Below are 14,907 nucleotides of genomic sequence, written 5' to 3'. Positions count from 1 at the left end.
TTCTTTCAAAAAGAATCAAATATCTACATACATATATCTACAATGATAAAGTTCAACATAATCAACCATTTTTTTAAAAATAGTCTTGATAAATAGACTGTCAAAGCTTCTATGCCTCGGTGGAAAAGGCCTCCAACCCCCAATACAACGGCAAACCACTCGCTGTTGCCGGAGATCCGGCCAGACGCAGCGGTATTATTCTCGCTGCCTGCCCCCTGGCCAAGCAGCAGGGTGTAAGCACCGCAGAGACGCTGAAGGAAGCTCTGGCCAAATGCCCTGAACTCATCGTGGTCCGGCCCCGCATGCAGCATTACATTGATGTCTCCGCCCAAATTACCGGCATTCTGCGCACCTTCAGCGACCTTGTGGAGCCCTACTCCATCGATGAACAGTTTATAGATATTACAGGCAGCACTTCCCTGTTCGGCAGTCCAGAGCAGATCGCTGCCGCGATTCAGGACCAAATCTCCAAAGAAACCGGCGTATATGCGCGGATCGGCATCAGCTACTCCAAGGTCACGGCGAAGATGGCCTGCGATTTGTGGGCCAAAAAGATCAAGGGCGGCCTCTTCACCCTGGCACGACAGCAGCTCCCGGAGCTGCTCTGGCCGCAGCCTATCGGCAACCTGTTCATGGTGGGCCGCCGCATGTCAGCCCATTTTCACAGCATGGGCCTCACGACGATCGGCCATCTCGCCCAAATGCCGCTGGCCGAGCTGAAATGGCGCATGCGCGAGAAGTTCCACAAGAACTGCGATATTGACGCAGAGCTGTACTGGCGGATCGCCAGTGGGATTGACGATAGCCCAGTGCATCCGGCGACCTACGAGGTTCCGCCCAAGAGTGTCGGTCATCAGATGACACTGCCCCGCGATTATCACACGCTAGGAGATATCAAGACCGTGCTCCTGGAGCTGGCGGAGCTGGTATGCAGACGCTGCCGGCGCCTGTCAGTGAATGGCGCCGTCGTGTCCGTTGGCTGCCAAGGTGCCAGCTTCGAAGCGCCGACCGGCTTCTCCAGACAAAGCAAAATGAGTGATCCCACCAATGCCACAAGTCTTGTATACGAAGCGGCCGTCGCTCTCTTCCGGCGACATTGGGACGGCCAACCCGTGCGCCGGGTGAACCTCAGCCTCTCTGAGCTTAGCGATGAGAACCAGTACCAGCTGACCCTATTTGAGTCCCGCCCCCGGTACCGGGAGCTGGAGCGGGCCACCGACAACCTGAAGAACAAGTATGGTGATACGATTATCGGGCGGGCCGCTTCCTTCACTGATTCCGGACTGATTAAGGACCGGGCGGGTAAAATCGGCGGACATTACAAGTGAACCTGTGTATCGTCTACCAAAAACACAAAAACACCGCACTCCCCTGAAAAAAATAGCAGGGGATGCGACATTTTTGTACAATACTTTCGTTAGGACTCTTTAAACTAAGAGTTATACAAGATTGATATTCTTAAAATTAGGGATGATAATCAGTCGTCCCTTTCCTTTTTCCTTATCACTCTCGCTGCCCGGAACGAAAATCCCTATCGTTTGAATATTACCAACCTCGATTGCAAAATCGGAATGCGGTGCAACATCAGTCGTAATGGAAGATGCATTATAGCGAGTTATCACAAGCTGAAGCACTTTCTGGCCCTCGTTCTTCAACTGTACCAAAGCATCAATTCCAAAAGGAACTTCTTCTACAAAGTAACCCTGACCAACCCCAGCTTTCTGATCGATATGCAAATCTGCATGTTTCATCCTACTTGACTCCCTTCCAGTTGAGATAATACATAGTATTCGATGCACTGAAGTTGCGACTAGTTATTCAACTATTATTTAAATAAGTAGTTAAAACAACCATAACTTTAATCTATAGAGCACATATATTTACATTATCTGTACCCAAAACTAAGGAGAGATGTCATATGAACTTGCTAAATAGTCTACTAGGCAAACAAGTTGTCGCAGTGGTTGCAGGAGTTGCCCAGCCTTTAGAAGGGACATTGGTAGATACGGGAACTGATGTTATAGTTATTAGCAGTGGAGTAAAATTTCTGTACATCCCGATTGCCCACGTTAAATCCTTAATAAACAATCTAGAAGCTATCGTAGAACAGAACGATATCCCCGTATCCTTACCTACCAGTCAAGAAACAACCATCTCTCTTCAAACGCTTGTGGAGAATAGTCAGGGGAGTTTTACAGAAATTCATGTTGCCGGAGCCCATGCACTTCACGGTTATATTCAAAGAGTTCTGGCAGATTATTTACTCTTCTATTCTCCTATTTTTGATACGATACTCGTTCATATGAAACATCTTAAATATTTGGTTCCCTATCCCCCACAATTTGTTCCTTACTCCTTGAAACAAGATAAGCTGAATTCAGACCTTTCTGCTGTATCGACAGAGCCCAACTTCATTCAGCAACTAGAAAAAATGGAGGGGAGTTCCATCGTAATAGATCTGGCTGCTCCTTTTCAAAAGGCCGGATTATTAAAAAAAGTCCAAGCTCCAACGTTTGAACTTGTCACTCCAACTGGTGAAAGTATATTTGCACCGCTAGACCATATTCAGACAGTGAACTACCCAAGAAAATAAAGTCGATAAACAACCAATATATAGATGGTGAGAAGAAGTCCAGTTTCAATCGTTCATGCTGCTGTAAGAACGGTTGAAGCTCTTCATCAAGTGAACGCTACAGCGCCCGTGATCATACCCTCTTCACTATAGCCTTTAAACAAAAATCAGTTGGACCCAATAGTATAACAAAAACAAAGTTACGACAGTTGTTAATGGGACTACAATCAAGGAAACTTGTAAATAGTCCCTCCATTTAATTTTAATCTTCTTTTGTCTAAGGATATGCATCCAAATAAGAGAGGCAAGTGTTCCAATAGGGAAAAGCAAGGAACCCATATCACTTCCTATAATATTAGCAAGATAGATCGTTTTTAATGTGATAGGGTCAAGTCCCATTTCGGTTAAGGTAATGGTTCCGATCATTAAAGCAGGATGGTTATTAAAAACATTAGATAGAATCGAAACTAGTCCGCCCATGATAAAGCTCGCCTGCAGTAATCCTTGTTCTACAATGGGGGTACAAATTCTCACAAGCATGGTTGTTAGTCCGGCATTATGAAGTCCGTATATAATAACGTACATAGAGAAAGCGAAAACTAAGATGTGCCACGGTACTTTCTTTAGTATATCGACAGGATTCGTGCCCAGATGGTACCATCTCCATAGGAGTAAAATACTTGAACCAAACACCGCGACCCATTCAACCGGAATCGTAAAGTAAGATGCCACAAAGAGGAGACAACGCAGTACAAAAACAAACAGTAATACTTTCAGCATGAATATTGTCCGCTTTCTCTTGGTTTCAAGAGAAATTCTCTTCTTCAATGGATGAAAGTTGTAAGTGAAAAATCTCTCTTCTATATCATATGTTGCAGCTGGCAATACCTTCGGTAACTTTTTTTTCAATACAAAAAACATTAGGCACGACATAAAAAGTAAACCAATAGTTGCAGGTACAAACATCATTGCTGTATGCATGTACAGACTCATATGAACAATTTTCAATGCGATTAAATTAACAATATTACTTACTCCGATAGGAGCGCTGGAGGCTGTTGCGATCAAAGCACCACTTAATAGATAAGGAATCATTTGGTGGGGTTTTAACCATAGATTTTTTAGTAATAATATTAAAATAGGAGTTGTAATCAAGATGCTTCCGTCATTATTAAATAAAAGAGTCATTAAAAAGCATAGGAGCTGAATATACCAGTACAAGCGATAGCCTGAACCTTTGGACATGATCGCTAGTCGTGCAGCAGCCCAATTAAAAAAACCAAAGCTTTCCAATATGACAGCCATGACAATAGTCGCCATAATGGTAACAGACGCTCCCCCAATCTTATCGATGATGTCTACAACTTCATTGCCAGATACGATTCCAGTAAGCAATATAATCGCAGCTCCGATTGATGCTGGCCATGCTTCATTTATACCGCCTGGTCTCCAAAAAATAATTAGCATGGTCATAGTGAATACAAAGAAAGTCATTGCGATGTCGAAAGTCATGATTACACTCCTCCTTTGTGCCTTTCAAAATATAAGACAAGCGCTACACTTTCTAATCAATATATTTATATTCATTGCACGATAGACGGGACTGGTTATACAGCCAATTCAACAAATATGTATCTTTTAAATTATCTAAAAAGGTACTGTTATTTTAAAATTTTATATTAGGGTTGATATTTTCGGGCGATGAGGCGACAATCGGATATATATCATTCCAGGGGAGGATCACAGAGAGTTGGAAAGTACAGGCACCATCAGCAACAGTTCCACCCATGAAATTATCGACCTTTGTCTGTTAGCGGGCAAAATCATGCTGCAAAGCGGCGCAGAAACCTACCGTGTCGAGGATACGATGATGCGCATTGCCGATTCCCTGGGATTTCCGAATGCGCACAGTTATGTGACACCAACCGTGATCGTATTCGCGACCAGTTGGACGGAACCATCCAAGCTGTTTCGCATTGCTGAACGGACCACCGATTTGCAGAAGGTATCGGAAGTCAATGACATCTCGCGCCGCCTCTGCGAAGGGCAAATAACGGCAGAGGAAGCTCGGAGAAGACTCGGGGAAGTAGACACTGCTGCCCATGCCTATCCCATATGGATGCAGATCGTCGCCGCAGCATTGACAGGTGCGAGCTTCACAGTAATGTTCAAGGGCAGCCTCTGGGATGCACTCCCCGCACTGTTCGTCTCGGGCCTCGGTTATGCGGCAGTGATTTACCTGCACCGGCTCGTCCAGGTCAAATTCTTCGCAGAATTCGGCTCAGCCTTCCTGATCGGCCTATCCACCTTCTTTTCGGTCAAATATGGTGTGGGACGCGAAATGGACAAGATCATTATCGGTTCTGTCATGCCGCTAGTCCCGGGTCTGCTCATTACGAATGCAGTCCGCGACCTCATGGCCGGCCATCTGGTCTCCGGGCTGTCCAAGGGTGCTGACGCCTTTTTAACAGCGTTTGCGATCGGGACAGGTATCGGGCTTGTGCTGTCACTGCTATAATCACCCTGTGAAAGAGGTTAGCGACTCATGATTTTGCAACTGATTACCAGCTTTATTGCAGCCGCCACCTTCTGCATTCTGTTCAATGCGCCACGGCGTGCACTGCTGCAATGCGGAACTTCCGGTATGGTGGGCTGGCTCGTGTACTTATTATTGGATAAACAATGGGATACGGTGATTGCCACCTTCTTCGCGACCGTGGTGGTCGGCGTGGTCAGCCAGATTTTTGCCCGCTCCTTCAAAATGCCTGTCATTATCTTTAGTGTCGGAGGGGTGATCACGATGGTGCCCGGTGGCATGGCTTATGATGCGATGCGCAAATTCGTGGAGAAAGACTACATTGATGCTGTGCAAATTGCTACACAGGTTTTGATGCTCTCGGGAGCCATTGCAACAGGTCTTGTACTGAGCGAAGTGCTGGGCCAGATGTTCCGCCGCAAGAGAAAGCAAGGACTGTAAGGCAGACAATATACACCAAGAGCCGCGCGGGTTGTCCCGGCGGCTCTTGATATTTCTATATAAAGATTATAGTTTCATCAATCTAATCTTCCCAGATCGAAGCTTCCAAATGGTCTACAAAATGACGCAGCCTGCCTGCAACCTTCCGGTTAATCTCGCCCTCTTGGTACATCTGCTGTACCTTGTCACGCTGCTCCTGAATGGCTTTCAGCTTAACCTCCAGCTTCCGGGCATCCATCATACCATCCCGAGTCCATCCGCCGTCTCCATTGAGCCTTGCCACCAGTAGTTCATATCTGTCGATAACATGCTGGGAGGCTTCACGGTTCTCTTCATTCATGTGATCCCGGATTGCCGCAATGGCAGCCCGCGACATGACCGACTTAGCCTTGCAGGAAGCTTCCTTATACTGCGCGGCGGCAGCTTGCCAGCCTTCCTCCAGACCACGCTGCCCTGCAAACATGCCAGAGAACATCCGCCCTACCTCAGACAAGGACATCCGAATCTGCGAGTTCAGATGCTTGGCGAAGAAGGCTTCTGTGTAATCCAGCATCTCCGTCATCTTCTCCGCTACCGCCACCGGAACCTCCTCTTTCTCAAGTAGGATATTCAATGCCTTGCGCTCGGCATGCAGTCCGACAATTCGCGCTTCCATGCCCAGTTGGCGCATTCGTTCCGCTGCAGGATCATCCCCCTGCCCCGGCAGGCTCATTTTCTGAATCTTCTCTCTGAATTCGTTCAAAGCAGGCTGAGCCGAATCCCGGGAATCTCCATCCATCATGCTGCGCATCATCGCCATCCCGGCATCAATGACCACTGACTTCGCAGCCTGTTCCGATCCTTCTTCCGAACCAGCGCCTTCTTCTCCTTTACCCGCCAGAACCGGCAAAAAGATGCTGGCGATCAGCAGCGACATCAGAATGCAGCCTGCCGCCAGGAAGATCATCAGGTTCCGTTCGGGGAATGGCGAGCCATCACCCAGCACCAGCGGAATCGAGAAAGCACCCGCCAGCGTAACCGCCCCGCGCACTCCGGAAATCGAGGTGATCAGCACCTCTTTGAGAGATCTTTTTTCAGCCTTTTCCCCGCGATGCATCCATAACGTAAACCCATACACCCATAGGAACCGCAGAACAATGAGCAGCACAGTAATGGCAAGTACATAACCAAAGACCATCCAGTTATCCACAGCGCTGTCACGGTAGACTACGCTGATGACATCTGGAATGGACACCCCGAGAATAAGGAATACCATCCCGTTCAGAATAAACAGCAGGACAGACCAGGTACTGGCCGACACGAGCTGAAGCTTATATTGCGGCGACACCGCCCGGTCTTTCTCAATCGCATGGATAATACCGCCCGCAACAACCGCAAGGATGCCGGACAGACCCAATTCCTCACTCACGAGATAAATAATAAAAGGAGTCAAAATTTGTAGCAACGTATGTACGGTTACATCTTCCATACCAAGTTTACGAATAAACACACTCAGACGAATAAGCAGGAACGCCAGCACGGCACCCGCTATCAACCCGCCAACCGCAATCAGAATGAAGCTGAATGTCGCTTGGCGCAGGGAAAACACACCGGTCACCGCTGCCGCAATCGCAAATTTGAACGCCACCAGACCAGAAGCATCGTTCATCAGCGACTCGCCTTCAAGCACTCGGTGAATGCTCTTCGGCAGGTGAACACGTCCGGCAATAGCACTGACCGCCACCGCATCGGTAGGCGACAGAATGGCTGCCAGCGCAAAAGCCGCTGCCAGCGGAATGCTCGGGATCATCCAGTTGATCGCATAGCCCGCTACCAGGACGGTTGCAAAGACCAGGCCTAGCGCAAGCATCAATATCGGCGCCCGCAGATTCCACAGCTCAGCCCGCGGCGTGCGTCTCCCGTCATTGAACAGTAGCGGTGCAATGAATAATACAAAGAACAATTCAGGTTCCAGTTCCATATGTATCCCCGGCGGGATCAATACAACAAGTACCCCGAGGCCAATTTGTATCAGGGGAATAGGTACGAACGGTATAAACCGGTTCACAATATTGGATACTGCAATTAACCCAAGCAGCACCAGTACAGCAAGTAAAGTCTCCAAGTTGATCATCTCCTCCAGGTAATCCCATTATTATAGCGTAAACTTGACTTCTGGCAAAATCGCCGGTAGGAGCAGATCCGTTTTGAAGTGGAGCCCCTCCCCCTTACAAGATCAAATCCCCTTAAATGTTCACACTCCCCCTCGGCTGTGTAAAAATCCTTCCCATTTATGCAATGAGTACTCCTTTAATTTACATTGACAAAAATATTTATTTATGATATGATTAAATATTTACATATTGAAATCAATATTCAAAATGCTATGATATGCATTAGCCACACGGCAGCACTCTTATCCATAAACGGAGGGATACCATGCATATCGCCAACGGAATAGACATGCTGGAAATCACGGCACAGGTTATGGGCGGAAGCGATACACTCTACCCTGTCCTGCTCCATGACGAGAAAACTGCGGTTTTGATTGACACCGGATACCCGGGTTTGCTGGAGAGATTCCAAGCAGCCTTCGACAAGGCTGGTGTTTCCTGGTCCAAGCTTGGCACCATCTTAATCACCCATCAGGACCTGGATCATATCGGAAGTCTGCCCGCCATTCTGACCAGCCTCGGAGATGCACCAACTGTTCTGGCTCACGCCTTGGAAAAGCCCCATATCGAGGGTGAAAAAATGCTGCTCAAGCATACGCCGGAGGCGCTCGCTGCCGCTGAAGCTATGCTCCCGCCTCATGTGCCAGAGGAGTGGCGGCAAGCTTTTCTATCCGTGCTGAAGAATCCGCCGAAGGGGAAAGTGGACGACACTCTTGCAGATGGTGAGCAGCTTCCACTGGCGGGTGGAATTACTGTCATTCATACACCAGGGCACAGTCCCGGACATCTTTGCCTCTACCATCAGGCCAGCCGGACGCTTATTGCAGGAGATGCACTGATCGTCCGGGAGGGCGAGCTTTATGGACCAGATAACTCGTCCACCCCTGACATGGCGACAGCCTTGGCTTCCCTATCCAAGCTAGCCGATTATCCCATAGATACGGTGATCTGCTACCACGGCGGGATATATCAGGGGGAAGCCAACCGGAGAATTGCTGAATTGTCCGGAGGACAACAGTAAACACAGGATCAGCAAAAAGGCAGAACCGGAATTAGCCGGTCCTGCCTCTTTTTTTTCAAACTACTCATTCTTATTGCTTCACAATAAATTTGATCCCGATATTCCATGGGTCCTTGATCGCTGGCACGCCGTCTTGCTCTTCCACGGCATATCCTGCCTGACGAACGCGTTCTAAGGCAGCGGCCCGCTCCTCTTCGCTAGGCAGCCACAGGGTGAAATAATCAATGTTCGGTACATCTACCGGCGCTGCTGGCGCACCTTCTCCGGCCCAAATATTCAGTCCGATATGGTGGTGATAGCCTCCGGCCGATATGAACAGCGCTGCATCGCCATAGTGCGCCACCTGTTCGAATCCCAACAGATCAATATAGAATTTCCGTGCCTCATTCAGATTTCCTACGTGAAAGTGTACATGCCCAATTACTGTACCTGACGGAAGCCCACTCCAGGTCAGACCTTCCGAAGCAGCCAGCAGGCCATCCACATCAACAGCATCAGTGGTCATGATATAGTTCCCTTGCGGGTCACGTTGCCAAGTATCCCGGGGGCGATCCCGGTACAGCTCAATTCCGTTGTTGTCCGGGTCCTGGATATACAGCGCCTCGCTGACCAGATGATCTCCCTGTCCCACATGAACTTCAGATGCAATCAGGTTGCGTAGAACAAGGCCCAGGCTCGGACGGTCTGGCACCAGAATAGCAAAGTGGTACAGTCCGGCCGCTGAATTACGGCGCAGCACTTTGGCATTCTCAATCTCGCGCAGAATAACCAGCACAGTCTCCCCGTCAGCCGTCAGTTCAGCTTCGTGCGCTGTCTGCCGCAGCACCTTGAATCCGACAACATTCTGATAAAATGCCAGGGAACGCTCCAGGTTGCTGACCCTGATCTGTACTAATCCAATTTCGGTATCCCCAGGCAATATTGCGGTAGCAGTCATATCAATTCCTCCTAAAAGTACGGTACGAAGTCTATCTCCATAAGTATTGTTTCCAGTTTTCTCAGTTCGCTTACTTCTCATGTATGTTTGTAACCAACAAAGTTACACACTAACTATAATTAGTATAGTAACATTCCATAAGTTTGTCAATTACCTCCACGAAAACATGCAAGTAGCAACGGCTTTTCCGTCCTTTAAGGGACAGTATCCGTTTCAGCGAGAAATATAAGGATGATTTATAGCGCAAAACATATAGATTCTTATATTTTTTAAAAAAAGCATTCCCAGTAGCCATTTCATGACTTTAGAGAATGCAGTAAAAATCACAACGTTTTCCGCACAAATTCCATCGTATACTTTTGCTTGAAGCCAAGGCTGTCATACAGATTTTCAGCATCGTTCCCGACAACACACCAAAGGGTAATGTCTGTGTGCCCACGGCGATAGATCTCGTTGCATAAATACATCACAAACTTTCTGCCAATGCCTTGTCGATGTAAGTCTGTACGGACGGAGACACTGCTAATTTCATTACCGCAAATATGGCTATAAGCGACGATTTCCCCATTCATGATGTAGACAAAGCGATCCTCGGCATCCTCTTTCCATGCACTTCTTTCCTGTTCACTAGGCTGGGCAATCACCGAATCAGGAAATCGTCCGACACGAACGCGCATTTCATGAAAAGCTCTGGCATACAGCGACTGACTGTCCATATAGTCACTGTCCACATACTGTCTCACAGAGTGCTCGTTTAGGGGGAAGGGATCACCGGTGCGCTGCATATAAGCCGATGCAAAGTATGGATCATAGCCTAGCTTGCGTGCAAAGGCATAAGATGCTTCGTGACCGGAACGAAAGGAACTTCTAACCTTTTGGGTGCCACCCGCTCGCAATCTATTCTCCGCATACTTCACCACTTCAAAACCAATTCCCCGCCTGCGAAACTGCGGAGCAACAAATACAGTTAAATAAGACTGAACTACAGGCTCATTCACCTGGGCTAACGCAACCAGCTCATCCTCAATAAACGCGGTGATAAACAGCTCTGGTTCTTCAGCAAGCACCCGGAGGAGGTTTTCACCGGCATCGGCGTCATAGCTTAACAACTCTCTGACAGCATTATATTCTGTGTGACTGAAAGGCTCGTATCGGATATCTGATATATTCGTCAACTTTGGATCCCTCCATTTTTATTGCGGTGTTGTAGAATTATAATTGCGAGTTAAGTTCTCCCATTCCTCAAAAGATAGCTTATCGACGGATATGACCCCAGCACATTCGGACTGCCTCAGCTTAATCAGGAGATTCTTGAAATCATTTGGACAATGACTTGATACGGCAGATGGTAGACCAAAACGTTCGGATAGTACCCACACTCACTGTATTAAAAATGCTCCAAGACAAATTAGGAGTCCCGCTATTAAAACAAGGGCTGGATAATGTCCGAAGGTTTGTACAAGCAGGTGGAGAAGTTGGCCTGGGTGATGACTTTATCGAAGAAGAAAAACCATGGTACAGGCTAGGAATGCCGTGGGAAGAAATCCGCTTGTTAAGTGAAGCCGGCCTTACACCGATGCAAATTATCGTAGCAGCAACTTCCGTCGGTTCAAAGATATGTAACCTATCTCACGAGATTGGAACGATCGAAACTTCTAAGAAGGCTGATCTATTTGTCATTGAAGGAGATCCCCTCGTCAATATAGACAATCTACGAAAGGTGAAATTCGTCATGAAGGAAGGTGAAATTATGTATTCTACTAACCATTAACGATAGTTTACAGTGGCAGTCAAGGACTTTAGGTTTCTTACATCAATCCCGCAGCGAAAAAAAGACCAGCGCTTGTGTCTCACATATCGCTGGTCTTACATGTATCCTTCTCTATTCCATTGCTCAGATAACCGGCATTTCATTGGCAATCTCGGCAAGAGTAACGCCCTGCAGTACACTCTCCATCGCTGTTTGCGCACGGGCAAAGACCGGCACAATCGCTCCGGCGATGTTCTTGCCAACCGGACAGTCAGGGTTCGGATGCTCATGGACGGCAAATAGAGAGCCTTCCTCCACCGCATTTACCGCTTTATAAATCTCAAGCAAGGTAATCTGCTCAGGGTCGCGCGCCAGCTTGGCACCCGCCACTCCCGGGCGCACATCCACAAGACCCGCTTTATTTAACATCCCTGTGATCCGCCGGATCACCACGGGATTTGTGTTGACACTGCTGGCAATCCACTCCGAAGTGCTTTTGCCATCCTTGTTGCTGTCAATCAAAGTCAGAATATGAATAGCAACCGCAAACCGGGTGCTGATGTTCATGTTGATCTCTCCTCACAGTAGCATTCTCAGATAAGGGCGTCATTTTCAATGCAACAGTAATAGTTACATTCTACTCCATTGTCAACCTTATGAGAAGAGTGGGCCCTGGTTATTAAGCACGCGTCAGGATCACTGGCTCGCCTTTGGTCACGATAATAGTATGTTCATACTGCGCCACCCGGCTGTCATCCGCAACACTGAGTGTCCATCCATCCGCTTGCGGATCTACATACTCCGCACCGGTGGAGAGGAATGGTTCCACGGTAATGACTTGCCCTTCTTTTAGAACGGTGGTTACACGAGGTTCATAGAAAGGCAAAATTTCATTCGGCTTATCATGCAGGGATTTGCCAATGCCATGGCTGCAAAGGTTACGGATCACCTTGTATCCACGTTTACGCGCCTCTCTTTCCATGACTCTGCCGATCTCATTGACCTTCATGCCGGCCCGGAGATGGTTAATCACGCTCATCATCGTTTCTTCGGTGCTGCGGCACAAATGCTGAAGCTTTTCATTATAGGGCGGGAGCTGGAAGGACACCCCTGCATCTCCGAAATACCCGTTCAATTCGGCGGAAACATCAATGTTGATGAGATCCCCGGCCTGAATCACTCTGGAGCCAGGAATACCATGGGCCACCTCCTCATTAACACTGATGCAGGTCGCTCCTGGAAAATTGTACGTCACTTGGGGAGCTGACGCCGCCCCGGCCTCTTTCATAATTTTCGCGCCAATCTCATCGAGCTCACGCGTGGTCATTCCCGGCACAACACTCTTTTTCATCTCGGCAATGGTGTGGCCCACCACTTTCCCAATTGCCTTCAGACCTTCCAAATCTTTCGTTGTATTACATATCATTAGTTCACATTCCTCTCACACGCTAAAATCTCTTTATGCTGCATTCCTGCTTTACCCCATCATATGCGGCAATGCTCCATGTTTTCCTTCTACTTTAAGCTGGATCCTGCCATTTACCTTTATGTATGGAGAAAAGAATCCCACAGTCTGCGTCATGGAGCGACCCGCTGAAATTCTGTCCCATTCCATTGGTACAGGGCGTGAAGCTCCTGCCCTACCGAGTTGTCGTAATACGTTGTCTTGAAGCTGGTCTTATCCGCCTGGTCTAGCTTAACGGAATATCTCTCTGGACTGCTGATAAACATCTCGCCAGTTGGCTGGATAGGAAGTTCCCGGATGACATGATCCTTTCCTAGTGAGAACAGCTTGAAGAAGTAACCATTGCTCGAACCATACTGTCCGATAGTGAAATCGGGATCGCCGTCGTCATTGTAATCACCGAACTCCAGCTGAAAGAAGCTCTGGAATTCCAGCCCCTCTTGAAAATGACGACTCAACGGAAACGTGCTCAGCACCTTGTCCTCTGCATCGGTAACAACCAGTTCGAACGTCCCGCTCCAGTTTTTTCCCGAGAACGGCCCTTTCGTAGCCCAATCCTCACTGTATTGCCCTTGAAGAAGACGCAGGTTCAAGTATTCCTCCCGTCCCGTTAGCGGGAACAGCTCATTCCGGGATAAGGTGACTGGCCCTTTTACGGCAACAGCAGCTTGAACGGAGCTTGCAGCCGGTTGTTCAACATCCGAACCCTCCGGCCGGAATATCACGTCCCGGAGCTTGTCGGCATATTTCACCGGGATCGAATAGCCTTTACCGCTGTTAACGGAGGCGACGAGCAGTCCCTTATGCCCCTTCTCTTCTCCAAGGCCGAGGGCATATTCTTCGGTGTATCCATCCCCGTAAACCAGCTTCATTGAAAAATCAGGTTCATAATCAAGTTCGCCTTGAATTCGCTTGCTTTTGTTCATCGCCTCCGCTACAGTTTTGATCAGTGCAGCATCAGAGATGGACTTCGACTCAACGAGCGCTGCTTGCTGTTCCGATTGTTGGTCCAGTTGATGATAGGCCAGGCTGATTTCGTGAATCCACTTCGCATTAATATATCCAAAAGCGTTTTGGCACCCGCTTAACACGATCACAGCAAGTAGTGACACGATTAGAAAGAAACGGCGAATGGAAAATCACCTCCAAAAAAACTGTACAGTCCATTATAAACGATAAACTCCCCGAATGAAATTTTGTCTGGCAAAACATTATCCGCAGGTGCAAAAAAAGACTGAATCGGTCACTTGGGCCGGATTCAGTCTTTGGTTTATGAGTTATATGTAGTTCAATACAACAACCCGTCTAGCCTGTGATTACTCCGCGCCAACCGCCTTCAACCAAGCATCGGCAATAAGGCCATGACCCGCAGGAGACGGGTGAACACCATCCGGCGCCCAGTAGGCAGACTCAGCTGTGGCCGACGCTGCAGCGAACAGGCCGTCCAGTGGAACCAGCAGCGCTCCGTATTCACGGGCAAGCTCACGCACCACATGGATTTTAGGGTCCAAGTCCTCGCGCCAGCCCTTACGGTCTTCCGGCACAGGCAATACAAACGGCTCAACCAGCACCAGCTTCGCATCAAGCGTCTTCTTCGTACGTTCAATCAGATCACGATAGGCAGCTTCGAACTTCTCCACCGATGTCGCATCATTGGAATCGTAACGGCGCCAAGTGTCATTAATCCCGATATAAATGGAGACCCAGGTCGGCTTCAGATCAAGACAATCTTTATCCCAACGTCCCTGCAAATCTACAGCACGGTGGCCGCTAATGCCCCGGTTAAGGAAGGTGAGGTTCTTCTCTGGATAGAGATGTCCAAGCTGACTGGCGATCAATAAAGGATAGCCTGTGCCCAGCGATAAAGCGTCTTCATAATTACGTCCTGCATCTGTAATACTGTCGCCCTGGAACAGGATGACGTCATTTTTCTGAAAATCCATGAATAATATCCTCCTCTGACTGCATCTGTAGCATAGCGCGACCGATCCCGGCCTTTCCTTCCAGCCGATCACCTCTAGCGAAGTCTATT

Annotated in this window: 15 protein-coding genes; 6 read left to right on the top strand and 9 right to left on the bottom strand. The window is 48.2% G+C overall.

Annotated elements, in window-relative coordinates:
* Positions 1–92: 92 nt before the first annotated feature.
* Positions 93–1,328, top strand: coding sequence for a DNA polymerase IV (locus ACFORK_RS18455; protein ID WP_379201889.1), 1,236 nt, complete (start codon positions 93–95; stop codon positions 1,326–1,328).
* 111 nt (positions 1,329–1,439) lie between these two features.
* Here the strand turns inward: ACFORK_RS18455 and ACFORK_RS18450 are convergent, their stop codons facing one another.
* A complete protein-coding gene (locus ACFORK_RS18450; protein ID WP_379201593.1) occupies positions 1,440–1,751 on the bottom strand; it encodes a hypothetical protein in 312 nt (103 codons plus the stop codon).
* A gap of 167 nt (positions 1,752–1,918) precedes the next feature.
* Here ACFORK_RS18450 and ACFORK_RS18445 point away from each other — a divergent pair, with 167 nt between their 5' ends.
* A complete protein-coding gene (locus ACFORK_RS18445) occupies positions 1,919–2,593 on the top strand; it encodes a hypothetical protein (protein WP_379201591.1) in 675 nt (224 codons plus the stop codon).
* Positions 2,594–2,728: 135 nt separating this feature from the next.
* On the opposite strand, the gene ACFORK_RS18440 is transcribed toward ACFORK_RS18445, so the two are convergent.
* A complete protein-coding gene (locus ACFORK_RS18440) occupies positions 2,729–4,084 on the bottom strand; it encodes an arsenic transporter (RefSeq protein WP_379201589.1) in 1,356 nt (451 codons plus the stop codon).
* A gap of 238 nt (positions 4,085–4,322) precedes the next feature.
* Here ACFORK_RS18440 and ACFORK_RS18435 point away from each other — a divergent pair, with 238 nt between their 5' ends.
* Both ACFORK_RS18435 and ACFORK_RS18430 read left to right on the top strand, forming a co-directional pair.
* On the top strand, positions 4,323–5,090 hold the full coding sequence (locus tag ACFORK_RS18435) for a threonine/serine exporter family protein (RefSeq protein WP_379201587.1): 768 nt from the start codon (positions 4,323–4,325) through the stop codon (positions 5,088–5,090).
* Positions 5,091–5,117: 27 nt separating this feature from the next.
* Positions 5,118–5,549, top strand: a complete 432-nt coding sequence (locus ACFORK_RS18430) for a threonine/serine exporter family protein (protein ID WP_175374499.1) — start codon at positions 5,118–5,120, stop codon at positions 5,547–5,549.
* An 82-nt stretch (positions 5,550–5,631) separates the two neighbouring features.
* On the opposite strand, the gene ACFORK_RS18425 is transcribed toward ACFORK_RS18430, so the two are convergent.
* Positions 5,632–7,653, bottom strand: coding sequence for a Na+/H+ antiporter (locus tag ACFORK_RS18425; protein ID WP_379201584.1), 2,022 nt, complete (start codon positions 7,651–7,653; stop codon positions 5,632–5,634).
* Positions 7,654–7,967: 314 nt separating this feature from the next.
* On the opposite strand from ACFORK_RS18425, the gene ACFORK_RS18420 reads away from it, so the two are divergent.
* Positions 7,968–8,723 carry an MBL fold metallo-hydrolase gene (locus tag ACFORK_RS18420; RefSeq protein WP_379201582.1) on the top strand — a complete coding sequence of 252 codons (756 nt, stop codon included), beginning with the start codon at positions 7,968–7,970 and terminating at the stop codon, positions 8,721–8,723.
* Positions 8,724–8,793: 70 nt separating this feature from the next.
* Here ACFORK_RS18420 and ACFORK_RS18415 read toward each other — a convergent pair whose 3' ends face one another.
* Complete coding sequence (locus tag ACFORK_RS18415) at positions 8,794–9,660, bottom strand: VOC family protein (RefSeq protein ID WP_379201580.1); 867 nt, start codon at positions 9,658–9,660, stop codon at positions 8,794–8,796.
* A 323-nt stretch (positions 9,661–9,983) separates the two neighbouring features.
* On the bottom strand, positions 9,984–10,835 hold the full coding sequence (locus ACFORK_RS18410) for a GNAT family N-acetyltransferase (protein WP_379201578.1): 852 nt from the start codon (positions 10,833–10,835) through the stop codon (positions 9,984–9,986).
* A gap of 146 nt (positions 10,836–10,981) precedes the next feature.
* Between ACFORK_RS18410 and ACFORK_RS18405 the strand changes: the two genes are divergently transcribed.
* Complete coding sequence (locus ACFORK_RS18405) at positions 10,982–11,431, top strand: amidohydrolase family protein (protein ID WP_379201576.1); 450 nt, start codon at positions 10,982–10,984, stop codon at positions 11,429–11,431.
* 123 nt (positions 11,432–11,554) lie between these two features.
* Here the strand turns inward: ACFORK_RS18405 and ACFORK_RS18400 are convergent, their stop codons facing one another.
* The 4 genes from ACFORK_RS18400 to ACFORK_RS18385 all read right to left on the bottom strand — a co-directional run bounded on the left by ACFORK_RS18400 (position 11,555) and on the right by ACFORK_RS18385 (position 14,818).
* Complete coding sequence (locus ACFORK_RS18400; protein WP_379201573.1) at positions 11,555–11,977, bottom strand: Rrf2 family transcriptional regulator; 423 nt, start codon at positions 11,975–11,977, stop codon at positions 11,555–11,557.
* 112 nt (positions 11,978–12,089) lie between these two features.
* Positions 12,090–12,836: a type I methionyl aminopeptidase gene (gene map / locus ACFORK_RS18395; protein ID WP_379201571.1), complete on the bottom strand. Its 747-nt coding sequence runs from the start codon at positions 12,834–12,836 to the stop codon at positions 12,090–12,092.
* Between the two features lie 152 nt (positions 12,837–12,988).
* The gene (locus tag ACFORK_RS18390) at positions 12,989–13,987 is read right to left on the bottom strand and encodes a YhfM domain-containing protein (protein ID WP_379201569.1); all 999 of its coding nucleotides are present in this window, start codon (positions 13,985–13,987) and stop codon (positions 12,989–12,991) included.
* A 204-nt stretch (positions 13,988–14,191) separates the two neighbouring features.
* Positions 14,192–14,818 carry an SGNH/GDSL hydrolase family protein gene (locus ACFORK_RS18385; RefSeq protein ID WP_379201567.1) on the bottom strand — a complete coding sequence of 209 codons (627 nt, stop codon included), beginning with the start codon at positions 14,816–14,818 and terminating at the stop codon, positions 14,192–14,194.
* Positions 14,819–14,907 lie beyond the last annotated feature (89 nt).

The sequence above is a fragment of the Paenibacillus sp. GCM10012306 genome (genome assembly GCF_042649265.1).
In the GTDB taxonomy this organism is placed as follows: Bacteria; Bacillota; Bacilli; order Paenibacillales; family Paenibacillaceae; genus Paenibacillus_AQ.
The sequence above is the reverse complement of the archived record's forward strand: the minus strand, read 5'-3'. Positions and strand labels throughout refer to the sequence as shown.